Source organism: Staphylococcus sp. NAM3COL9, assembly GCF_001431205.1.
Taxonomy (GTDB): Bacteria; Bacillota; Bacilli; order Staphylococcales; family Staphylococcaceae; genus Staphylococcus.
The window spans coordinates 329,892-352,080 of sequence record NZ_LGPC01000011.1; the positions used below are offsets into that span (position 1 = coordinate 329,892).

The following is a 22,189-nucleotide window of genomic DNA, read 5'->3' on the forward strand; positions in this document are numbered from 1 at the left end:
ATTTATAAAAATTAGTCTAGCTAAAATGATTTTAATAAAAGTTTTTTCAATAACGGTGACAAATGACTAGGCAAATTTTCTACACCTTCTACAAAAATTGCATACTGACCATAAATATTATGAATCGTTTGTTCGATATCTTCTGTAATAGAGTCTTGACTTAAAAATACATTAAATACTTCAATCCCCATTTTCCTAGCAGTTTCAACGGCTTCATAAGTGTCTAAAATACCATCTTGACTATAATTATATGCCGAAGGTTCACCATCTGAAAATACAATTAGAAAACGCTGATTATGCGAACGACGTATTAATCGTTCACTTCCTATTCTAATTGCTACACCATCTCTATTATCATCTTGAGGCTCTAGGGCCATAATTCTTGGCCCATCTTTTTCTAAAATTGAGCGATCGTATGAAATAATTTCGTCAATAATATTGGGTTGATTAGCCTCATCAGCATCAAACGCGTCTTCATTAAATGCAAGTATCTCATGTTTAACATTTAATGATTTTAAAGTTTCATGGAATAGTACAACACCCTTGATGGTTTCTTCCATCTTATCATGCATACTTGCAGATGCATCAACTAACAATGTAAAAGTAGCATCAAAGGATTGGCTTAAATCTTGTTTCTTATAAAACAGCTTATATTGATCATCAATAAACCAATTAAGTAGATTCTTCTGAAGTCTTCCTTTAGTTAAATTACGGCGTTCATCCTGGTATTCTCTATCAATTGTTTTCTTTATGATTTGAATTAAATCTTTTGTCTCAAACTGAACTTCAGATTCAACGTCATGATAATCATTGATATATTGTGGTTCGATGTCTGGAATATTCCATTTAATCTCTACATTTTGATTGATACCTTTGAGTGCAAATGCTTGATTGTGACCGACAGAACCCCCTTCGTCATCTTCAACATTATCAGTAGATCCTTTACCCTTCTTAGTTTGCATATCAGTCATATCATCGCTCGCATCCCCTTCGCGTGCAGTGTCGTTATCACCCATGACATCACTATTCTCGCCTTCATGTAATTCCATTTCTAAATAAGCGCCACCTTCTGACGCACTATCTTGGTTATTAGATTCCATATCTTCACTTACAACTTCTTTATCATTTTGTTCTTCAGACTGTCCATCTAAGTTACTTGAGTCAGTTCTCGTTAAATCCTCAAAATTAAGTTCTTGTATTGCTTCATAAACCTTTTTCGGTATATGATAATACTCGTTCAACATATCTTCTTTTAAAATATTGTCAATTTGATACATGATACGTTCTGCTAAATACATATTATCTTCAGACGTTTCATTATAGAAGAAATCAGGCAAATATTGATACATATGATTTAAAATATCATCAATTTGAGGATGGATTTGCGGTACATCATAAAAATTTTCTGTTAAAAAAGATGCTTCTAAATATAAAAATAGTAAGTCTGTAAAAGTTGTTTTGGTTTTATAAACTTTAATTTGTGTCTGTGTATAATTTAATCTGACCTCATTACGCATTTGAATTATAGGCTTTGTCGAAGGACGTAATTGTACTATGGTATTTAATACACGTTTGTCCTCTAATAATTTGAAAAGTTGCTGGAAGAATTTAGGGTGTTGAAACTCACGATTATGAATGATTTCGTTTACAGTCTTTTCATCCATCATATGATAACCATAAGTAGCAAGTAATACATCTGATTTTAATCCTGTGGATTCTATTTCTTTACTTCTATGTGACCAAAATGAGCTTGTAATTAATGTATGATGGATTGGATCATAATATGGGAATTTTTGGATTTTAACGTGTGCTTGTTCATTTTTCAGTAAAAGACGAGCTAAATCTTGTAGCATCATGACTTGCTTTGCATCAAGCTGTTCGTCATTAAATTTTATAAAACGATCACTCATGATTATCCCTCACTAAAAGTTTAATTCTACTGCGTTTTTAATTGCTTGTTGTTCACGTTCATCTTCTAATTTATCTATAATCGTGCGCTGTATCGCACGTTCTATTGGCATGATTGTTGCTAAATCACTCAAGTCAATTAGTGCTCGAATACTGGCTGCTTCTTCAGAAATTTGACCTTGTTTTGTCATTGTTCTCAAATCTTCATTGAACTTTATAATGCTTTGGATAACAGCATCGTTTTTTAACTGGCTTTGATTTTTAATAACATCTTTTAAAATATCACCATCAATATAATCTACTTCAATAACAACGAAACGGTTTTTTAGTGCTTCATTCATAGGTAATGTACCAATGTATCCTACGTTTATAGCTGCAATGACATTAAAACCTGGTGCTGCACTGACAACTTCTCCGGTAAATGGATTTGTTAATTTTCTACGATAGTCTAATACACCATTCAGTATGGGAAGCGTTTCTGGTTTCGCCATGTTAATCTCATCGATATAAAGAATATTCCCTTCTTTCATAGCTTGTATGACAGGCCCATCTATAAAGACAATTTCCTGTGATCCGTTGTCAGTTGTTTGTATTGTTTTAAATCCTAATAAACTTTCTGCATCTAAATCAACTGAACAGTTAATTTGGTGCATCGGTCTATTTAAAGTTTCACTTAACGTTTCAGCGAGTTTTGTTTTCCCAGAACCCGTTGGCCCTTTTAATAGGATATTTTTATTTAATTTCATTAATGATTTGGCATCATTAAAGACAGTTTCATCTCTATTAATATATTGTGCATTTGTCATTTTTTTAATGTCTCCTTTGACATGTACATGTTTGTCTAATAATTATTAGAAATCATTAAAAATAGACTGGGGCAAGAATACATTATCATATTTTGCCCTAGTCCTATTTTAATAAGAAAATTTATAAACTCACAATAGTTTGTGAGAAATTGTTTATTACTTTCATGGTTCAATACGATATATTTAAAATCTTATACTTCTTTAAAATAGTCTTTATAATATCCGCCAACTAGACCAGAGTTATCGACGATTTGATAATACTCCTCAGTTTCATTGATAACGTCATATTGTTTACCTACTGTTAGCATATCAGATACTGTGAATTTTTTCGCTTCTGCATGTTCGACTTCGACTTTTTTAATAGGTGTGTTTGTTTTCCAAGTTTCATGTAACATAATTGTAAAAACCTCTCTTTATTGTTTTGTTTCTAAAGTTAATATAAATGTGATGCCGCTTTTTTCACTAATTCTTAAAGAACGTTCGCCATCTTGATCTAATGTTTGATAGGGAATCCCAATAACTTCAAGTTGTTGCAATGCATTTTGAAAATGTGGTTTTGATTCAGTAGCCAATTCAATTTGTTCAACTATACCATGTTCAGGCATTTTTATTTCATCTTTTGCAGCATAGATATGCAGCTCGCCACCTAGCCCGCCATCTCCTATACGAAATACTTGTACTTTATAATCGGCATCGTCTGTTGGTGCATATTCGGCAAAATGTATGAGCCCAAAAACCTTAGTTAAAATAGATTGCGTTAACATGAGTTCATTAACTTTCAAGAGGACAGGCCCCAATCCCTGTATTTGATGTAATGGGTTTACAGTATTTTCAAATGATGGCATACCTAGTGGCGCTCCAGTATTATGTTCATTTGAGTAAATGTTAAAAGATTGATTATTTGGGTCTTTAAAATCAAAATATTTATGACCATTTAAATCAGTTACACCACCATGGTTAATGTGGTGATTATCTAATACTGATTTATACTCATCCAGACCTTCATCACTAGGCACCCGCAAGCCGATGTTATCTATATGATTATTATTGTTAATATAGTTAGGTATTTCTACAAAATGTATACGTGTGCCAGAATTAAGTTCAGCATCTCCAAAACGTAGCGCTTGCTCTTTGTTTGTTACATTGAGCCCGAGTATATCTTTAAATAAAGTTTTAGTTTTTTCTAAATCATTTGTCCCTGTAGTAACACTTCTAAGACCATTCATTATATTAACCCCTCTATTCATATCTTTTCAACTAATTATAACTTACTTTAAGTATTATTTGTATGATGAATAATGGTTTTACAAAATTATAACGATTATACATTGGACGAATTAAGAAAATGTATTAAAATGTATATATATATCGTGATTTATTATTTTTCATGACAAATTTGAAAATAAATTTATTGAATTAGAAGGAGGTTTTAAAATGTTAACTGTATGGCTTGTATTTGCTATCACTGTGCTTATAGCAGTGTATTCTGGAATTACTTTCTTTTCGAATATAAATAATAAAGCAAAGCAAAAAAATGCTGATGCTAAAAGTGTTAAGAAAAATAATATCTATGGAGTAGTTTTCTTAGTGTTTTTAATTATTGCTATTATTGAACTTTTCGTGTATATAGCTTAATAAATTTACATTTTCAAGGTATGTATATTTAACCGAGATTATTAGAGTCATAATTGAAAAGAACTTTAATTCATTATACTTGAATAATAACTTCGTAGTAAAATTTAAAAGGGTCTGGGACAAAATTATCTCATTCTCTATTAGAAAGCCCCAATCTATTAGTTTTTCTAATGGATTGGGGCTTTCTATTTAAAATTCAATGATAGTAAAGTGCCTACTTGTCTCCGTACGTCTAAATCTTTTGTACTAACAATCTTTTATTTATTTTATTGTTTATTAAAAACATGAATTAATAATGGATAGAATATTGTATTGATTGATAACATTATTTTATTTATTTAAAAAATTGTAAAAAAAAGAGTATAAGTCATAAACATCCCTAATAAAGTAGAAACCATATAAATTATTTTAGTATTTATATGTACTTGTACAAATGTTTTAAAAGGCTAACGTCCAGTGAGTATGAGCGAGATACAACGAACTCAAACAATATCGCAAGCAAAAATGCACTTTCAAAATTAGAATTTTCGAATAAAAAAAGGAGCAGGATAAGAAATCAATATTTGATTTCTTGTCCTGCTCCACATAGCTGAGTATATATGAGTCAATTACAGTGCAATATCTAATTTACATTTACAAAATAACATGTTGTATTTATGTACTTTGCACTTAATTTGTCTTTATGAAAGAGAAGATTTAATTACTGGTAAATTGTACGGTATGATTTGATTCAGAAGACATTTGAATTGCATCTATCATAGCTATGGATGCGAGTGCATCTTGAGCATGTATATAATTTTGCGTATCGTTATGAATGCAGTCATAAAATTGATTAATCAGTTTACCATGACTTGGTCCATAATAAGATTTCGTTTTAGGTGCTTTAGCGTCTTCTATAACTTGTATTTTATAACCGTCTTCATTTACACGTGTAAGGATATTATCTTTAATTGTGAATTTTTCATTTTCAAAGATGACTTGAAGCTCAACACTAGAATTACTAATACTAGCATTTGTAGCGAAAAACATGCCATTCGCTTTATTTTCAAACGCTATATGTGCTGCTGCGGTGTCCTCTACTTCGATATCGTAAGCTAATAGTTGTGAGACATTGCCTTTAATAGAAGCGATTTTCCCACAAAGTAATTGCATTAAATCTAGTGTGTGAATGGCTTGATTGATTAACACGCCACTACCAGCAGTGTCCATCTTACCACGCCAAGGTTTTTCTGTATAATAAGCTTCAGGTCTAAACCAAGTTACTAGTCCTTTTACACCAACCACGTCACCATATTTACGATTTTGAACGATTTGTTGTAGTGTTTGAAAGGTATCATTATAGCGATTTTGAAAACAAATACCAATTTTTGTTTTTGGGTATTTGCGCGCTAACTTCACTAATTCAAGACCTTCTTTGGCATTAATTGCAAGCGGTTTTTCTTGAAGCACATGAACGCCTTTTTCGACACAAGTTGATGTTGCTGATAGGTGTAAATAGTGTGGTAAACAAATATGAACACAATCTAGCGCTTCTGAATCTAACATTTCAATTAAATCTTTATAAAAATGAGTATGAGGTACTTTATTTTTAAATAATTCATTTTCATCACAAACTGCTACTAATTGAGCATCTGGATTATCTTCAATCGCTTGAATATGTACTTGAGCGATATCACCTAGTCCAACAATTCCAATTTTAAGCATATGACCATCTCCGTTTATTTATGCTTTTATAAGTTAATTTATTGTTCTAATTGAATTTTTTCTTGTAATGCGTTTTTAAATTCTGTTGGATCTACTGGTAGTGATACTTCTGTGCCTAACCAACTTGAAAGATAAATGGCATTTACAAAGTTAACACCATTAATACCGTCACTGCCTGGAGCAATCAATGGTGTTTCATCGATAATATTAGCTGCAAAGTTTTCTAATACGCTGATGTGCTGTTGGCCCCACACACTTTCAAATTCAAACGTTTCTTGATCATAGATATTGTCAAAACCCTTGCCGGTGAAAATTTTGGTAGCATCTTCCCAAGACATATTGCGGTTCATATCTGTTTCAGATTCTTTTAAGCGAGTCAGTGTGATTTTGTTACTATCTTCTACTAATATTTTACCTTTGTCTCCAGTGATTTCTAAGCGGTCTGTTCCAATAATGTCATGTGTACATGTAATGAATAGACCTGTTGCACCGTTGCCGTAATCTAATATAGTTGTTACATCATCATCGACGTTTAAATCTCTTTGGTAACCATATTTAACATTAGAAAATACTTTTTTAGGTAATCCACATAACCATTGGAGTAAATCAATTTGGTGTGGCGCTTGGTTTACTAAAACACCACCGCCTTCTCCATTCCAAGTTGCTCTCCAAGAACTTTGATCATAATATGCTTGAGGACGCCACCAAGTAGTGATAATCCAATTTGTACGACGAATATTACCAATTTCACCATCGTCAATTAATGCTTTAACTTTTTGGTATAAAGGGTTGGTTCTTTGATTAAAGAAAATACCAAACGTTAATTCTGGTTTAGAAGCTGCTAAATCACTGATTTCTTTAACTTTATCAGCATAGATATCTGCAGGCTTTTCCAAAAGTGCATGAATATCTCTAGACAATGCTTCTTTGCCTATTTCTGTATGGAGGTAATGAGGCACTGTAGTAACGACTGCATCTACATCGCCACTTTCTAACATATCAATATAGTTTTCGTAGAAAGGCACATCTGGATATTTTTCAGCACTTAACGCTTTTTTCTTAGGATCAATGTCACATATTGCGCCGATTTCTAGTTTATCTACTTCTCCACTATTAATAAAACTTGCATAAGTACCACCTTGTGCACCTAAACCAATAATTCCTAAACGAACTTTTTCCATTATGCATTCTCCTCTTGTTAAATATTAGATAGTATTTTTAGTAAAGCTTCATATTGCATTTTATATCCTTCAGCGCCGTCTTTAGCTACTGTGTTTTGGATTGTTTCTGTGGAATGTTCAAGTTCTAAATCTTTCAGCGAATCAAATACAACGAGATGAGGTTCTAGTGTTAAAAATCCTTCGTAGCCACTATTAATTGCTTGTTTAAGTATCGATTCAATTTGACCATCGCCTGTGCCGCACAAGACATTGACGCTATCTTCATAAATAGCATCCTTAACGTGAATATATTCTATATGTGAAGTCAATAATTCATAACATACTTGTGGATCTTCGCCACACTGAACAAAATTTGCAAAATCAAAGATTGCTTTAAAATGTTCTGAACCAACTTCATTTAAAATAATATTGCAACGCCGAGCAATATCCCCAAAGATATCTTTTTCATTTTCATGCAGTAAAATCACATTATATTGTTCAGCAATTTCAGCAAATTGCTTTAATTTAGCAATGACTTCTTTTTCATAATCATCAAAATCATCTTCTTTAGGTATATAAAAACTAAATATTCTAATGTATTTACAATCTAAAGTATTTGATATTTGACATAATGTTTTTAATGTTTCTAATTGTGCTTCAAAAGCGACATCATCATTTATATAAATTTTGCCTATTGGGGATCCAATGGATGAAACACCAATGTTCCACTTTTTTAACCTTGGTAAGACATCTTCTTGTATGCTTTCATCAGAATATTTACTAATGTTTTCACCATCAACGCCTCGCAATGAGATATAGCGCATACCTAATTCACTGACAGTTTTTAACTGGGCATCTAATTCTGATGATATTTCATCAGAAAATCCTGATATTGCGATATTTTTCATTATAAAAACACCTCCATTTTTAATAAATATAACTTAAGTTTTATAAATTAATTATTTGCAACCGCTTACATATATTTACTATAAAAAAGCACCTATCAAGGTGTAAATAGACTATCAATTAAATTAGAACCATGTTTTATAACCTAAATCAATTAAGTGGTCACGACTTGTGATTAAGCAATCATATGGGTCGGCACCGTATAATTCATCTTGCTCAACAAAGAAATATTCACTGCCGCTTTCAAGGCCAGCTTCTATAATCTCTCTTAATGGTAAAGTCCCTTCACCAAGCTCAGCAAATTGTGTAATCATATGTAGCATATAATATACCTTCTCAACACCTTCTCCAGGGTATTGGTCCCAGTCAATTTCTCCAATGCGATAATCTTTTAAGTGAATGGCACGAATGCGATTTGCATATGTTGGTATGAACTTAGTTGGATCTATCCCAGCGCGCCAAATCCAATGTATATCTAATTCAAATCCTAAATGTTCAGTGTTATCACGCATTAAATCTAACATGATTTCTCCATTATAACGAACGAATTCTAAATTATGCGCATGATAGTAAAGATCGATGCCATGTTCTTTTAAACGTTTAGCATAGTCCTCACATATTTCAGCAAATTTAAGTGTACTTTCTTTAGAGCCCATATAATTCATGGGAAGCATACCAATACGTAGAATCGTACAATCGACAGCTTTACAATCTGCTACAATTTTATCGAAATCATTTTGTAATGTATCACCTGGATATTTTTGTTCTTCAGAAATATCTTCAACACCACAAGACATTGCTGCGATATTCATACCAAAATCTTTAATTGCACGTTGCATTTCAGCAATGTTCTGTTCTGTCATTTCAATTTGAGATACTTCAACAGCATGATATCCAAGTTCGTTTACTTTATTTAAAACGTTGTATATCCCATCTTCAGCTACCTTATCCTTAAGCATCATCATTTGAACTCCAATTTGTGGTTCAGTCATATAAATCATCCTTTCAATTTAATATTGCTTTAGTGTTATAATTTAATTATATATTGAGTGAAAATTAACAACATTGTAAATAAAGGGAAAAAGATTGTTTTTTGAGTGGGAGGTATTTAAATGAAAGATAATGGGGATATTAAGTTTAAATTTGATTCTATTTCGTTACCTTTTGATGGAGAGTATGCAGCATGGCATAGGATAAGTGATGGTCACGTTGGTAATGAATTACATTATCACGACCACTATGAAATATTCTTCTCACTGTCAGGCAACATGCTATATACCATTGAAGGTAGAAAATATCAGCTAGATGTAGGTTCTTTATTGCTTATTACACCATATGAGTTTCATCAATTAAATGAACAAATGGATGGACATGCCGAACGTATTGGATTAAGGTTTGATGCACATTTATTAGAATCTTTGTCTACAGACAAATGTGATTTAAGTGCATGCTTTGACACAAAAGCACCAAACTTTAAAAATTTACTGCAATTGTCTGAATCACAAAAAAGAGAACTTTATTATTTACTTCAGGGATTAATTAATGAACAAAACAGTCAAAAGTTTGGGAAGCAATTAGCAGAAGAAGCATTGCTCACCCAATTTTTTATACTTTTAAATAGAGTATTTATTGCTAATGAACAGGTATCAGCAATAGATGATCCGGAAGCTGAGTTAGTAAGACAAGTATTAGATTACATGGAGTTACATTACGCAGATCCTATTTCTTTAGAAGATCTTGAAAAGAAATTCTATGTAAGTCGCTATAAAATTACTCAGCTCTTTACTCGACTTGTAGGTTACCCACCTTATCGTTATTTATTACGAAAACGATTGCAAAATGCGCAACGTATGTTGAAAAATGGAGAAAGTCCACAACAAGTTGCCAATCTATGTGGCTTTAGCGATTATTCTAACTTTTATCGGAAATTCAAAATGTCTTACGGATGTAGTCCACGTGATTATTACCAACGACATACCCAAAATTAAAATGTTTATATAATAGAGCATCCTCATCAAGAAGACGCACTAAATAAGAAGCGTCTTCTTGATGGGGATCTTTAATGGAAAAACCAATCATGAAAAAAGTACTTAACTTGATAAAAATGCACTTTATTATTTTGAAAATACAAAAATCAAGTTCTTACTCAATCAATATTTAGGTGTTGAAAATAATGATTTGAATGAGCAAAATTTTAATATAATAAGATAGTTATTGAAACAAAATAATGAGCAGTAGTCATTTGAATAAATAGAAAACCGTGGCTAATGTATATTTTAAACAAGAAATCTACTGTATTAAGTGGTATGTTCGAGTTGATTAATGATGTTGTAAGCATTGCTGTTAATGGGTTTATATCTTTTATAACAACGTCTCTACTACCTCCCCTCTTTCAATAAACGTTATAACATGTATAATGACGTTATAACGTTTATTGTCTTGAAATACATAATTCTTGCGTTAGATTGTAAAATAAAGGTGGAATGACCTATGAAAGAAATTAATGATATTATTGCCGAAAATCTTAAGTTATTTAGAAAACAAAATGGTTATTCACTGGAACATTTATCCATTTTGACTGAAGTAAGTAAAACGATGCTTGGACAAATTGAACGTAAAGAATCTATTCCATCGATTACAATATTGTGGAAAATTTCTAACGGTTTAAAAGTTTCGTTCTCAGAACTTACACAAGAAAATATTGAAAACATTAAAAAAATATCTTTAAATGAGTTAAAGCCATTAACTTCAGAAGACAATAAATATAATGCATATCCATTTTTTAGGTTTGATATTGAGAAAAAGTTTGAGAGTCATATGGTTGTTATTGAGCCTGAAGGGCTTATGAAAGATTCACCTCATGGTTCTGGGTCTATAGAGTACATAACGGTTTATGAAGGTACACTAACGCTTAAATTGGATGGAGATACCTATATGGTCCATAAAGACGAATCTATCAAATTTAACGCTAATATGTTCCATTTTTACTCTAATGAAAATAATTCACAAGTTCGATTTAATATGATTGTGCATTATTAATGCACAATCATTTATCTTTATCTTCAGAGACCATCTATGAATTAAATTAGACTATACGTACCTATTACATATTCTCATCCCACACAAGGCTAGCTAAATAATTAAAATATAAAAAAGCGTATTAAGTTATCTAAAATCTACAATTTATACTTACATTTATTTTTATTAAATATAAGATGCTTTTTTACAATTTTTAAAAAACATAAAAATACAACGACGTTAAACGCCGTTGTATTGGGATTAATAAACTATTTTGTGTTGTGGATTATGATTCTAATAATAAATCTTCTGGATTTTCAATTAAATCTTTAATCATTTTTAAGAATCCTACTGCTTCTTTACCATCAATAATTCTGTGATCATAGCTTAATGCAATGTACATCATTGGACGGTTTTCAATTGTATCTGTATCTACAGCAATTGGACGTGTAATGATTGAGTGCATACCTAAAATAGCAGCTTGGCTACCATTGATGATTGGCGTAGACATCATTGAACCAAAGATGCCGCCATTAGTAATTGTGAATGAACCATTTACCATATCGTCTAGACCGAGTTTTTTATCACGTGCTTTTTTAGCTAAATTACCAATTTCTTCTTCGATTTCAGCAAAGTTTTTCTTGTCACAGTCTCTTACGAAAGGAACAAGTAAACCATCATCAGTAGACACTGCAACGCCGATATCATAGAATTGTTTAGTAATCATATCGTCGCCGTCTATCTCAGCATTCACACCCGGGAATTTTTTCAGTGCTGCAACAGCTGCTTTTGTGAAGAATGACATGAATCCAAGTTTAGTACCATCATGGTCTTTAATGAATTGTTCTTTTTTACGTTTACGTAAGTTCATTACGTTCGTCATATCGATTTCATTAAATGTAGTTAACATAGCTGTATTATTAGAAACTTCTAATAATTTTTTAGCAGCTGTTTTCTTACGACGAGACATTTTTTCTCTAACTACTGGTTTTGATGGATTTTGTTGTGCCGGTTTTTTCGCTTCTTCTTTAGCGGCCGGTGTTACTTGATTTTGATTTTGACTTTGATCAACGTGTTCTTTTCTTACAACATCATTCGATTGTGCTGCTACTTCAGATAAGTCGACACCTTTTTCACGAGCATATTTTCGTGCTGACGGTGTGGCATTAACACGTTGTCCGTTATCCTGATTCTTTTCTTCTGATTTATCATTTTGCGTTTCAGATTTTAGTGGTTGAGCTTTTTCTGATGATGAATCGTTTTTAGCGTCATCTTGTTTAGCTGGTGCTTCAGAAGATTTGTTTCCGCTACCTTCTCCAACGACAGCGATAGATTGACCTACTTCAACTGTATCGCCTTCGTTTGCAAGTAATTCTTGAAGAACGCCTGCTTCTTCTGAGACAACTTCAACGTTTACTTTATCTGTTTCTAGTTCAACGATAGCTTCACCTTTATCTACGTTATCGCCTACTTGTTTTAACCATTCTGCAATGGTACCTTCTGTTATGGATTCTGCTAATTCTGGAACTTTTACCTCTGGCATGCTTGACTTCCCCCTAGTTAATTTTTGTACTTTGTTCGAGTATCATATTTTGAACGAGTTTGTGGATTTCACCATCACCTTCAGCTGGTGCCGAACGTTGTATACGACCATGATAACTTAAATCGTATCTATCTGTAGTTAATTCTTTTAGACATGGATAAACAAATGACCATGCACCTTGGTTTTTCGGTTCTTCTTGTACCCAAGCTACGTTTTCTAAATTCGGCAATTCATTTAACAATGCTTCGATTTCAGTTACAGGGAATGGGTAAAGTCTTTCTACTGCAACAATTAATATAGAATCATTTGGATTTTTAGCCAAATATTCTTTTAAATCGATAAACATTTTTCCTGAAGCTAAAATAACTTTTCTTACAGCATCTTTTTGATGTTCTTCCGGTAAAATCGCTTCAAATTTGCCCGTAGTAAATTTACTAATAGGATCTGCTACTGTTTTATTACGTAATAAGCTTTTCGGCGACATTACTACTAAAGGTCTCATAGATTCTGTGCCTAATGTAGCAGCTTGTGCGCGTAATAAATGGAAATAGTTACTTGAACTAGATAAATTAACGATTGTCGCATTATTTTCTCCTGCAAGTTGCAAGAATCTTTCTAAACGTGCAGATGAATGTTCTGGTCCTTGTCCTTCAAATGAATGAGGTAACAATAATGTTAAAGCAGAACGTTCGCCCCACTTAGCTCTTGAACTAAATAAGAAGTTATCAAAAATCATTTGAGACATATTTGAAAAATCACCATATTGCGCTTCCCAAATTGTCATACATGATTTATTTTGAACGTTATAACCATATTCAAATCCAACTACTGCAGCTTCTGATAATGGTGAATTACGTACTTCAAACGTTGCTTTTTGATTAGGTACATGATGTAATGGTGTATACTTCTCACCAGTCTCTGGGTCATGTAATACTGCGTGACGATGACTGAAAGTACCACGTTCGCTATCTTGTCCTGTTAAGCGTATTGGATTGCCATTTTGAGTGATTGTCGCAAAAGCTAATTGTTCTGCTTGAGCCCAGTCAACTAATCCATCCTCTTTTTCAAATGGCTCTCTACGTTTGTCTAATACTTTATTAAGTTTCTTCAATACATTGAAATTTGAAGGATACGTAAGCATCGCGTCATTAATTTCTTTTAGATGTTCAAAGCTTAATTCTGTATCTTCGCTTTGAATTGGTTCTGCTAAATCATCTGGTTTTTGCATATTTGGGTTATCCATTTTATCATTTTTATCAATTTTGTCATGAGATGCTCGTAATGATTTTTGTACTTCATCCATAATATTATTCATTTGATCTTCTGTAATAATATTTTCATCTACGAGTTGTCTTCCGTATAAAAGTTCAACAGATTCATGTTTACGTATTTCATGATATTGTAGTGGGTTTGTGATTGATGGTTCATCCATCTCATTATGACCATATCGACGGTAACCAACTAAGTCAATAACGACATCTTTATGGAATTCTTTTCTGAAAGCCATAGCAATTTCAATTGCTTCAATTGTTGCTTCAACATTGTCTGCGTTAACATGCATAATTGGCACATCATATCCTTTAGCAACATCTGAAGAATATGTTGTAGAACGACCTTCTTCAGGTTCTGTTGTAAAGCCAATACGATTATTTGTAATAACGTGTAGTGTGCCGCCAGTAGAATAACCATCAAGGCTACCTAAGTTCATTGCTTCAAAGTTGATGCCTTGACCAGGATAAGCTGCATCACCATGAATTAATATTGGCATAGATTTTTCAAATTCAGTTGTTACAGCACCAGGTTTATCTGTATTGTCTTGTGTTGCACGTGTTTTACCTAAAACAACAGGTGCTACGATTTCTAAATGACTTGGGTTATTAGCTAATGAAATACGTTGTTCACTACCGTATGAACGCGTCGTTTTCACGCCACCAAGGTGGTATTTAACATCACCAGACCAACCAGAAGTTAATTTTAAGCTTCCATCTTCTGGTAAAAACTTCATTGGATCTGTATGCATAAATTCAGAAATCATCATTTCATATGGCTTTTCTAAAACATGTGTGAGTACGTTTAATCTCCCACGGTGAGCCATACCAATTTGAATGTTTTGAATACCCTCGTCACTCGCAAGTTTTAAAGTTTGCTGTAACATTGGGACTAATGTATCTACACCTTCAATTGAAAAGCGCTTTGCACCTACAAAGTTTTTGTGTAAATATTTTTCAAAACCTTCAACATGGGCTAAATTTTTAAAAAGTTCTATTTTTTTATTATCATTTAAAGTTGCTTTGTATGGTGTTTCAATTCTGCGTTTTAACCATACACGTTCTCTATTGTTGTTGATATGCGTGTACTCAAAGGCGATTGGTCCTTTGTAACGTTTTTCCATACGTACAATAGCTTCATAAGCATTGTCATATATATCTTTGAAATGCTCTGATACAATACCTGCAGAAATAGATTCAAGTGTTTCTTTGTCTAAATTGAAATCTTCAAAGTTTAACTTTGGAACATTTTCTCTTACAGGTCTATTGACTGGATAAATATCTGCTAATAAATGCCCGTATTGGCGGATATTATCTATTAAGCGCATAACACGTTTGATTGTGCTATCTCCTTTAGTCACATTACTTTGACCTTCAGTATTTGTTACGATGTTAGCTTCACCGTTTTTAATAGTACTAAATAGGACTTGCAAATCTTCTGGGACTGAAGTCGGATCATTTAGATATACGTCATATAAATCTAAAACATATCCAAGATTTGCCCCGAAATTTACAGGAGCCTCGGAAACCTGTCTTTCGTTGCTCATATTACACCCTCCACAAAATAGTTGAAACGCTTACAAATCAATAATAGCATTAAACAGGCGCAAATTAAAGTACCAATAACCTACTTATATGAAAAAACAGAACCTAAATTAAATAGATTCTGTTACTTTTGTAATACATATAATAATGTAACGCATATTTTGCTGAATTCAAACTTTTTAAATGCTAGATTTTACATGTTAAAAAGTGATTTTAAAAGTTGTATATTCACCTATCTCACTTTCAACTTGAATGGTGCCTTGATTCAATTCAATTATTTTTTTAGCAATAGATAGGCCAAGTCCATTTCCACCTAATTTACGAGAACGTGATTTATCGACTCTATAGAAACGGTCAAAGATAAATTCAATGTCTTCTTTTGGAATACCAACCCCATGGTCTGTTATCTCAATAGAAATTTGTTTATTTCTAAGGTTGGTTTGAATATGAATATGTTTGTTATGCTGATCATATTTCATAGCATTATCTATGAAAATGATTAATATTTGCTCTAATTGGTAACGGTTTATTTTAATATTAAGTGGTTTCGGATAAGCTTCAAATTCAAATTTATAGTCCTGATGTAATTGTTTTAAAGATTTTATACGAGCTGTGATTTCCTGATTAATATCTACATTTTCGATTTCTCCATCTCGACTATTATTATTATCTTTAGTGAGTAAGAGGAGCTCTTCTACTAATTTCGTAATTCTCATCATTTCTTCTAAGGAAATGTCTAATGATTCTTCGAGTATTGCTGCATCTTTTTTTCCCCAACGTTGAATTAAATTTAAGTGACCTTGGATAATTTGCAATGGTGTACGTAATTCGTGAGAAGCGTCTTCCACAAATTGTCTTTGTTGATTAAAAGATTCTTCTAATTGGAACATCATTTCATTAAATGTAACGATTAAATTATCTGTTTCTTCATAGTTTGTAGTTAACTCTACTTGTTCTTGGAAACCATCCCTACGTATTTGTTGCATTTTGTTAGACATTAATATCAATGGTTTTGTAATTTGTGATGAGAAAAAGTAACTTATAATCGCAGTGATAAAAGTTGCAATGATACCGAAAATAAGCGCAATAAAATATAGAGAGTTTACGAGTGTATTATAGTCTTCTAATGAATGAACGATGACACTATACCCTTTGAAACTTTGAGAATCGATACGTTGTGTTATAGTCAGGTATTCTGTATTGTGATGGTTTTTAATTGAAGCTTCATTAGCATCTTTAGTCGCAAAATTTGGTGTGTAACCTATCGTATCATCATTTGAAGTTTCCATTAATTTATTGCCGTGGTCACTGTAAAGTATCACTTTCTGAAAGTTACCTAAGGAAGCATTTAAATCTAAGGGTGTTATATCTTTAATTTGTTTAGTTTCAAAAAGGTTTACGATATCTGATGAACTCCGTTCTGCCTCAGCAAATTCATTGTGACGTAAACTATTGCTTAAGAAGAATATAATAATCAAACTAAAAATAAATATCGTTGAAAACGTTATTGTTGTTGTTATCATCATCCATTTTGTTTTTAATTTTCTTTGCTTCATTGTCTAACCACATAGCCAACGCCACGTACTGTTTCGATGTATTTATCTTTACCGTAGGGTTTGAGTTTGTTTCTTAAATAACGAATATAAACATCAACAACATTTGTTTCGACCTCAGTATCATATCCCCAAACTTCAGTGATAATTTGTTCTCTCTGCAAAACATGATTTTTATTAACAACAAGTAAATATAATAAGTCATATTCTGTTTTCGTTAAATCTAAGGATTCGCCTTCTATAGTGACTTTAAAAGCGTCTTTATCTATAATGATACCCTTGATATCAATGATGTTTTTTTGTGGCTGTCTACGTAGCATAGCACGTATTCTAGCTAATAATTCTTCTATATCAAAGGGTTTAACAATATAATCATCAGCACCATAATCTAAACCTGCGACTTTATCATAGGTATCACTTTTAGCAGTAATAATAATTATTGGCGTTGTTTGCTTTTGACGAATTTGACGGCAAATCTCTAAGCCATTGATATTTGGCAACATCAAATCTAAAAGTATAAGATCATAGTTATTTGACAGTGCTTTTTCTAAACCAAAACGTCCATCGTATTCTATATCTACAGAGTAATTTTCGTGTTCAAGTTCAAGTTCTATAAAGCGAGCAAGATTTTGTTCGTCTTCTACTATTAATATTTTTGTCATAAGTTGCACCTCAAATTATATTTTAAATGAAAATACACAATGTAGGAAGTTATTACTAACAATTGTATAATAATTGTTGCTCATACACGAGATTTATTTAACTAGTAAATCATACTAAATACCGTCGCGTTACATTTTGAAGGTTATTAAACTTTAACAAATATAAGAATATATAAAAATTTCTTGATTCTAATTGACAATAATTCTCATTGTTGTATAATGTAATTGAAAATGATTATCAATTCCAAATATAAGACATTCCCCCCACACGAATTTCGATCTTATTGGATTGATCATTTTCAGAAATATCCCCTTTTATATGCCCGTAAAAGACTAACGTTGCGAGACAACGTGAATATAAAAACCGGTTTTACTTTGTAAAATCGGTTTTTATAATAAATTTTGACACAAAAAGGCAACAAGATACGTTATATATCTAGTTGCTCAAAATGAGGACGAGCCAAACGTTAATAATGATGTTTGGCTTGTTTGTTGCGATTAAAAATTCAAGCAAAATATTTACAAAAATCATACATAAAAAACTGCCGAAAAGTCAATGACTTTGTCGACAGCCTAGCCAGCTAAACACAACTTATATCTAGCTGGCTTGTTGTTTATAAATTATCAGTAAATACTAAACTTGTAGTTTATGTCTTAAAATAAGCGTTGGTAATACCACACAAAATGCTCCACCAATAACACCAGCAATGATATCAGTTGGATAGTGTACACCAAGGTATACACGAGAAGATGATATTAAAATGACAAATAATGCAGATAATCCTATCATAAATGCTCTGGATTTGCCTTGTAGCACTCGATTAGCGATATACATTGTACTACCAAATAATGTGGCAGAGCCCATAGCATGACCACTTGGGAAACTAAATCCAGAAATATCAATGAGTCTTAGTAAAGTTGGGCGTTCTCTATCAAAGAGGTTTTTTAGCAAAGGATTTAAAGTGCCTGATAAACTCATTGCGATAGCAAAAAATAAAGCCTCAATATTTAATCGTTTTAGCATTAAATAAGCTATTAATAATAGTGATAAGCAGACCATTGCCCATACTTCACCAATCTTAGTTACGCCTAAGAAGAAGGTAGTCGTAATAAAACTTTCAGAAGAATAGATAAATTCGTATACTTCATTATCAATCCATTTTCCTAATCTAGATTCATGAAAGAATGCAATGATGCCAAATATTAAAGTGAAAATGATTAGTAATGATATTCGTTTCCATCGACTCATTGCATATGCCCCCCCATTAGTTTAGCGCGTCACTAATAATTTTATTGAATAAATCTTGACGCGTATAGCTTTCTTTATATGTTTGCATTTGTTTAACTATCGATTCACGATTCGCTTCAATTTCATTGAGCTGTGTGATTAATTGTGTTTCAGTTAACGTATCTTCTGGTAATGTTTTACCAAAACCTTTAGCTTCAAAATTCTTAGCATTATCAATTTGATCACCACGTGACTGATCTCGACCAAGTGGAATTAATAACATAGGAATTCTAAGTGCTAAAAATTCATAAATCGCGTTTGAGCCAGCACGACTAATAACCGTATCAGTAATTGCTAAAAGGTCTGTTAAATCATCTTTCACAAATTCAAATTGAATATAATCCTTTTTATTGGAATATTGTTTTTCTAACAATCCTTTACCAGTTAAATGTACAACTTGATAGTTTTCATTAAGTGCGTCTAAATTGTGTCGTATGATTTCATTTAATTTTTTACTGCCTAGACTCCCGCCCATAACGAGCAGAACTTTTTTATCCTTAATGAATTTAGTAAGTTGATAACCCCTGCTTTTATCTCCAGTTTTCAGATCTTCACGTACTGTTGCACCGACGAAATCTGCTTTATCTTTAGGGAGATACTGCAATGTATCGTCAAAAGTAGTGTAGATTTTTTTAGAAAATTTGAGTGAAATCTTATTAGCTAAGCCAGGTGTTAAATCTGATTCATGAATTATTGTTGGAATTTTCAAAGATTTTGCAGCTATTACTACTGGTACAGATACAAAACCACCTTTTGAAAATAATAAGTCAGGTTTCTCTTTCTTTAATACTTTTCTTGCATCTAATATACCTTTTAGTACTTTGAAGACGTCTTTTAAATTGTCCCAAGAAATATAACGTCTTAATTTACCACTAGAAATCGAATGATATTTGATTTCAGATAATTGAGATTCAATCATCTCGCGTTCAATACCTTTTTTTGAACCAATATAAAAGGTTTCATAACCTTCTTCCAAGGCAGTGGGTATTAAACTTAAATTGACTGAGACATGTCCAACAGTGCCTCCCCCAGTAAATGCGATTTTCGTCATATTATAACCTCTATTCTTCTAATTTTTTATAATAGGCAAAAAATGGTTTCCCTTTATTAAAAGGAGGATAATCAATTTCTGCCTCGCCTACTTTATTAAAGCCAAATTTATTAAACAGACCTTGGGCACGTTTGTTTAATGCATATGTGTCTGTCACCATAACATGAATATTATGGTCAAGTGCAAGGTTAACGACAAAGTCAAACAACTGAGTGGCAGCACCTTTATATGCTGCTGATCCAGCAAGTCTGTGGATTACATATGCACCACTTCTGTCAATTGGCCATTCTAATTCATCATACCACTCTGATTGTTGTTGGTCGACAACTATAAAAGCATAAATTATAGAATTTTCTTCTAGTACATAGAGTGTTCCTTTTTGTATGTCTTCTTTGAAATGCTGTTCCAAAGGATAATGTTCATCCCATTGATTATTATTATCTTTTTTCATGATTGCTTTAGCTTCTTTTACAATTTTTAGTATACTTGATAAATCATTTTTATTGGCAATTCTAATCATAGAAATAGTACCTCTCTATAGTTAATTTAATTTTTTAAGAAGTTTTTGTAAAACAGTGTCCTCTTTATTTGCTTTATTGACAAGCTCTTGGGTGAACTTTTCATTTGTTTTTTTGTCGAATGTGCCATTTACTTCTAAAGTATTTTCTTTTTGGAATGATTCAATAGCAGATTGCAAAGCATTATCAAATTCATTAGAGTTATTATTTACTTTATAGCCTAAAGCAGATAATCCTATCTTCATTGTTTTAACATTTTTATCGCTATCACCAAACGCATAGGTTTTATCATTAGGTATAACATTTAATGTTTGATATTTTGGTTCACTAATTTTTACATCCGGCTTAATTCCCTTACCATGAATGTAATGCGAATTTGGTGTTAGCCATTTCATATTGGTGAATTTTAATAATGAACCATCATCGAATTCATTTGTTGTTTGAACGATTCCTTTACCAAAAGTTTTAGAACCATAAACCTTGGCCTTATCATAGTCTTTCATAGCCCCTGTAAATACCTCAGAAGCACTTGCAGATCCTTTATTAACAAGAATTGATACTTCCATGTCCTTAGCTTCTTTTGAAGCGTCATTAGAAGCTTTAATTGCTTCTTTGTGCTCGCCTTTTTGAAGTTGTACGACAGTTTCACCTTTATCTATAAAAATATTAGCCATTTTAATCGCTTCATCTAATAGACCACCTGGGTTATTACGTAAGTCTAAAACAATTTTACGGACGCCATCTTTATGTGCTTTAATAATTGCAGATTTTAGTTCTCCTGCAGTACTATCTTGGAATTTGTTGATAGTAAAGACACCTATGTTGTTTTGTTTTTCATATTCAACGCTTTTTACATGTATTTTATCACGCTTAATTATAATATCGTGCGCTTGATTAGCTCTTTTAATTGTTAAAGTTACATTCGATCCTTTTTTACCACGCACTTTATTTACAATTGCTTCTAATGGTTGCCCTTTGATAGATTTACCATTAACTTTAGTCACAACGTCTTTCGGTTGTATACCTGCTTTTTCAGCTGGTGAACCTTTCATTGGACTTGTGATTTCAATTTTATTTCCTTTTTTTTGCATTTCTGCTCCGATGCCTACAAAGTCTCCAGAAACATCTTCATTAAAAGATTTCGTTTCTTTTTTAGTCATATAGTCAGAATATGGGTCATCTAACTCTTTTACCATGCCATCAATAGCAGCTTCAGATAATTTTTCGGAATTTGTTTCTTTATAATATTCATTATTTAAAGTTTTATAAACTTTTTGCACCTTTTGCATTTCTGTTCGTTGATTACTATTTAATCCGCTTTTCCAATTACTAACGCCAATTGTTGCAAATACTGCAATGAGTGCTGTGATAATCACAGTAGCTATTATTAAAAAAATAAAATGGCTACGTTTGAAATTTAAGAATTTAGATTTATTTTGGTGATTATTATCGTTATTATTGTTGTTATTATTTTCCTCATGAAAGTCTTTATGATCTGACATTTAATCACTTCCTACTACATATGTAAAAATTCCTATTAAAGTTCAACTAAAATAAAAAAGCTAGGATTGAACCATATTCGATTAATCCCAGCTACTTATGTGACACTATAATATTTTAATAT

At 32.1% G+C, this 22,189-nt stretch carries 19 protein-coding genes; 3 read left to right on the forward strand and 16 right to left on the reverse strand.

Going from position 1 to position 22,189, the window contains the following annotated elements; translation table 11 throughout:
• Nucleotides 1–20: 20 nt before the first annotated feature.
• From ACA31_RS04505 to ACA31_RS04520, 4 genes are all read right to left on the reverse strand, one after another.
• Nucleotides 21–1,910 carry a vWA domain-containing protein gene (locus ACA31_RS04505; protein ID WP_057512174.1) on the reverse strand — a complete coding sequence of 630 codons (1,890 nt, stop codon included), beginning with the start codon at nucleotides 1,908–1,910 and terminating at the stop codon, nucleotides 21–23.
• 12 nt (nucleotides 1,911–1,922) lie between these two features.
• A complete protein-coding gene (locus ACA31_RS04510) occupies nucleotides 1,923–2,714 on the reverse strand; it encodes an ATP-binding protein (protein WP_057512175.1) in 792 nt (263 codons plus the stop codon).
• A gap of 191 nt (nucleotides 2,715–2,905) precedes the next feature.
• Nucleotides 2,906–3,109, reverse strand: coding sequence for a DUF6501 family protein (locus ACA31_RS04515; protein ID WP_057512176.1), 204 nt, complete (start codon nucleotides 3,107–3,109; stop codon nucleotides 2,906–2,908).
• Between the two features lie 18 nt (nucleotides 3,110–3,127).
• On the reverse strand, nucleotides 3,128–3,940 hold the full coding sequence (locus ACA31_RS04520) for a VOC family protein (protein WP_057512177.1): 813 nt from the start codon (nucleotides 3,938–3,940) through the stop codon (nucleotides 3,128–3,130).
• A 208-nt stretch (nucleotides 3,941–4,148) separates the two neighbouring features.
• Between ACA31_RS04520 and ACA31_RS04525 the strand changes: the two genes are divergently transcribed.
• Nucleotides 4,149–4,349 (forward strand): hypothetical protein, encoded by a 201-nt coding sequence (locus ACA31_RS04525; protein ID WP_057512178.1) that lies wholly within the window; start codon nucleotides 4,149–4,151, stop codon nucleotides 4,347–4,349.
• Nucleotides 4,350–5,045: 696 nt separating this feature from the next.
• Here ACA31_RS04525 and ACA31_RS04530 read toward each other — a convergent pair.
• The 4 genes from ACA31_RS04530 to ACA31_RS04545 form a co-directional block, all read right to left on the reverse strand.
• Entirely contained in the window at nucleotides 5,046–6,053 is a 1,008-nt protein-coding gene (locus tag ACA31_RS04530) for a Gfo/Idh/MocA family protein (RefSeq protein ID WP_057512179.1), read from the reverse strand.
• A gap of 38 nt (nucleotides 6,054–6,091) precedes the next feature.
• Entirely contained in the window at nucleotides 6,092–7,234 is a 1,143-nt protein-coding gene (locus tag ACA31_RS04535; protein ID WP_057512180.1) for a Gfo/Idh/MocA family protein, read from the reverse strand.
• Between the two features lie 17 nt (nucleotides 7,235–7,251).
• Nucleotides 7,252–8,121: a sugar phosphate isomerase/epimerase family protein gene (locus ACA31_RS04540; protein WP_057512181.1), complete on the reverse strand. Its 870-nt coding sequence runs from the start codon at nucleotides 8,119–8,121 to the stop codon at nucleotides 7,252–7,254.
• A gap of 123 nt (nucleotides 8,122–8,244) precedes the next feature.
• On the reverse strand, nucleotides 8,245–9,111 hold the full coding sequence (locus ACA31_RS04545; protein WP_057512182.1) for a sugar phosphate isomerase/epimerase family protein: 867 nt from the start codon (nucleotides 9,109–9,111) through the stop codon (nucleotides 8,245–8,247).
• 120 nt (nucleotides 9,112–9,231) lie between these two features.
• Between ACA31_RS04545 and ACA31_RS04550 the strand changes: the two genes are divergently transcribed.
• Both ACA31_RS04550 and ACA31_RS04555 read left to right on the forward strand, forming a co-directional pair.
• Nucleotides 9,232–10,107 (forward strand): AraC family transcriptional regulator, encoded by an 876-nt coding sequence (locus ACA31_RS04550; protein ID WP_057512183.1) that lies wholly within the window; start codon nucleotides 9,232–9,234, stop codon nucleotides 10,105–10,107.
• A gap of 502 nt (nucleotides 10,108–10,609) precedes the next feature.
• Nucleotides 10,610–11,158: a helix-turn-helix domain-containing protein gene (locus tag ACA31_RS04555; protein ID WP_057512184.1), complete on the forward strand. Its 549-nt coding sequence runs from the start codon at nucleotides 10,610–10,612 to the stop codon at nucleotides 11,156–11,158.
• Between the two features lie 265 nt (nucleotides 11,159–11,423).
• On the opposite strand, the gene sucB is transcribed toward ACA31_RS04555, so the two are convergent.
• The 8 genes from sucB to ACA31_RS04595 form a co-directional block, all read right to left on the reverse strand.
• Entirely contained in the window at nucleotides 11,424–12,680 is a 1,257-nt protein-coding gene (gene sucB, locus ACA31_RS04560) for a dihydrolipoyllysine-residue succinyltransferase (RefSeq protein WP_057512185.1), read from the reverse strand.
• 13 nt (nucleotides 12,681–12,693) lie between these two features.
• Complete coding sequence (locus ACA31_RS04565; RefSeq protein ID WP_057512186.1) at nucleotides 12,694–15,495, reverse strand: 2-oxoglutarate dehydrogenase E1 component; 2,802 nt, start codon at nucleotides 15,493–15,495, stop codon at nucleotides 12,694–12,696.
• Between the two features lie 198 nt (nucleotides 15,496–15,693).
• The gene (locus ACA31_RS04570; RefSeq protein ID WP_057512187.1) at nucleotides 15,694–17,049 is read right to left on the reverse strand and encodes a HAMP domain-containing sensor histidine kinase; all 1,356 of its coding nucleotides are present in this window, start codon (nucleotides 17,047–17,049) and stop codon (nucleotides 15,694–15,696) included.
• Complete coding sequence (locus ACA31_RS04575) at nucleotides 17,046–17,708, reverse strand: response regulator transcription factor (RefSeq protein WP_057512188.1); 663 nt, start codon at nucleotides 17,706–17,708, stop codon at nucleotides 17,046–17,048. Before ACA31_RS04575 ends, ACA31_RS04570 begins: the two co-directional genes overlap by 4 nt.
• A 634-nt stretch (nucleotides 17,709–18,342) precedes the next feature.
• Nucleotides 18,343–18,957: a phosphatase PAP2 family protein gene (locus ACA31_RS04580; RefSeq protein ID WP_057512189.1), complete on the reverse strand. Its 615-nt coding sequence runs from the start codon at nucleotides 18,955–18,957 to the stop codon at nucleotides 18,343–18,345.
• A gap of 16 nt (nucleotides 18,958–18,973) precedes the next feature.
• A complete protein-coding gene (locus ACA31_RS04585; RefSeq protein ID WP_057512190.1) occupies nucleotides 18,974–20,047 on the reverse strand; it encodes an undecaprenyldiphospho-muramoylpentapeptide beta-N-acetylglucosaminyltransferase in 1,074 nt (357 codons plus the stop codon).
• Nucleotides 20,048–20,057: 10 nt separating this feature from the next.
• A complete protein-coding gene (locus ACA31_RS04590) occupies nucleotides 20,058–20,567 on the reverse strand; it encodes a GNAT family N-acetyltransferase (protein ID WP_057512191.1) in 510 nt (169 codons plus the stop codon).
• A 21-nt stretch (nucleotides 20,568–20,588) separates the two neighbouring features.
• Entirely contained in the window at nucleotides 20,589–22,067 is a 1,479-nt protein-coding gene (locus ACA31_RS04595; protein ID WP_057512192.1) for a S41 family peptidase, read from the reverse strand.
• Between the last annotated feature and the right edge of the window lie 122 nt (nucleotides 22,068–22,189).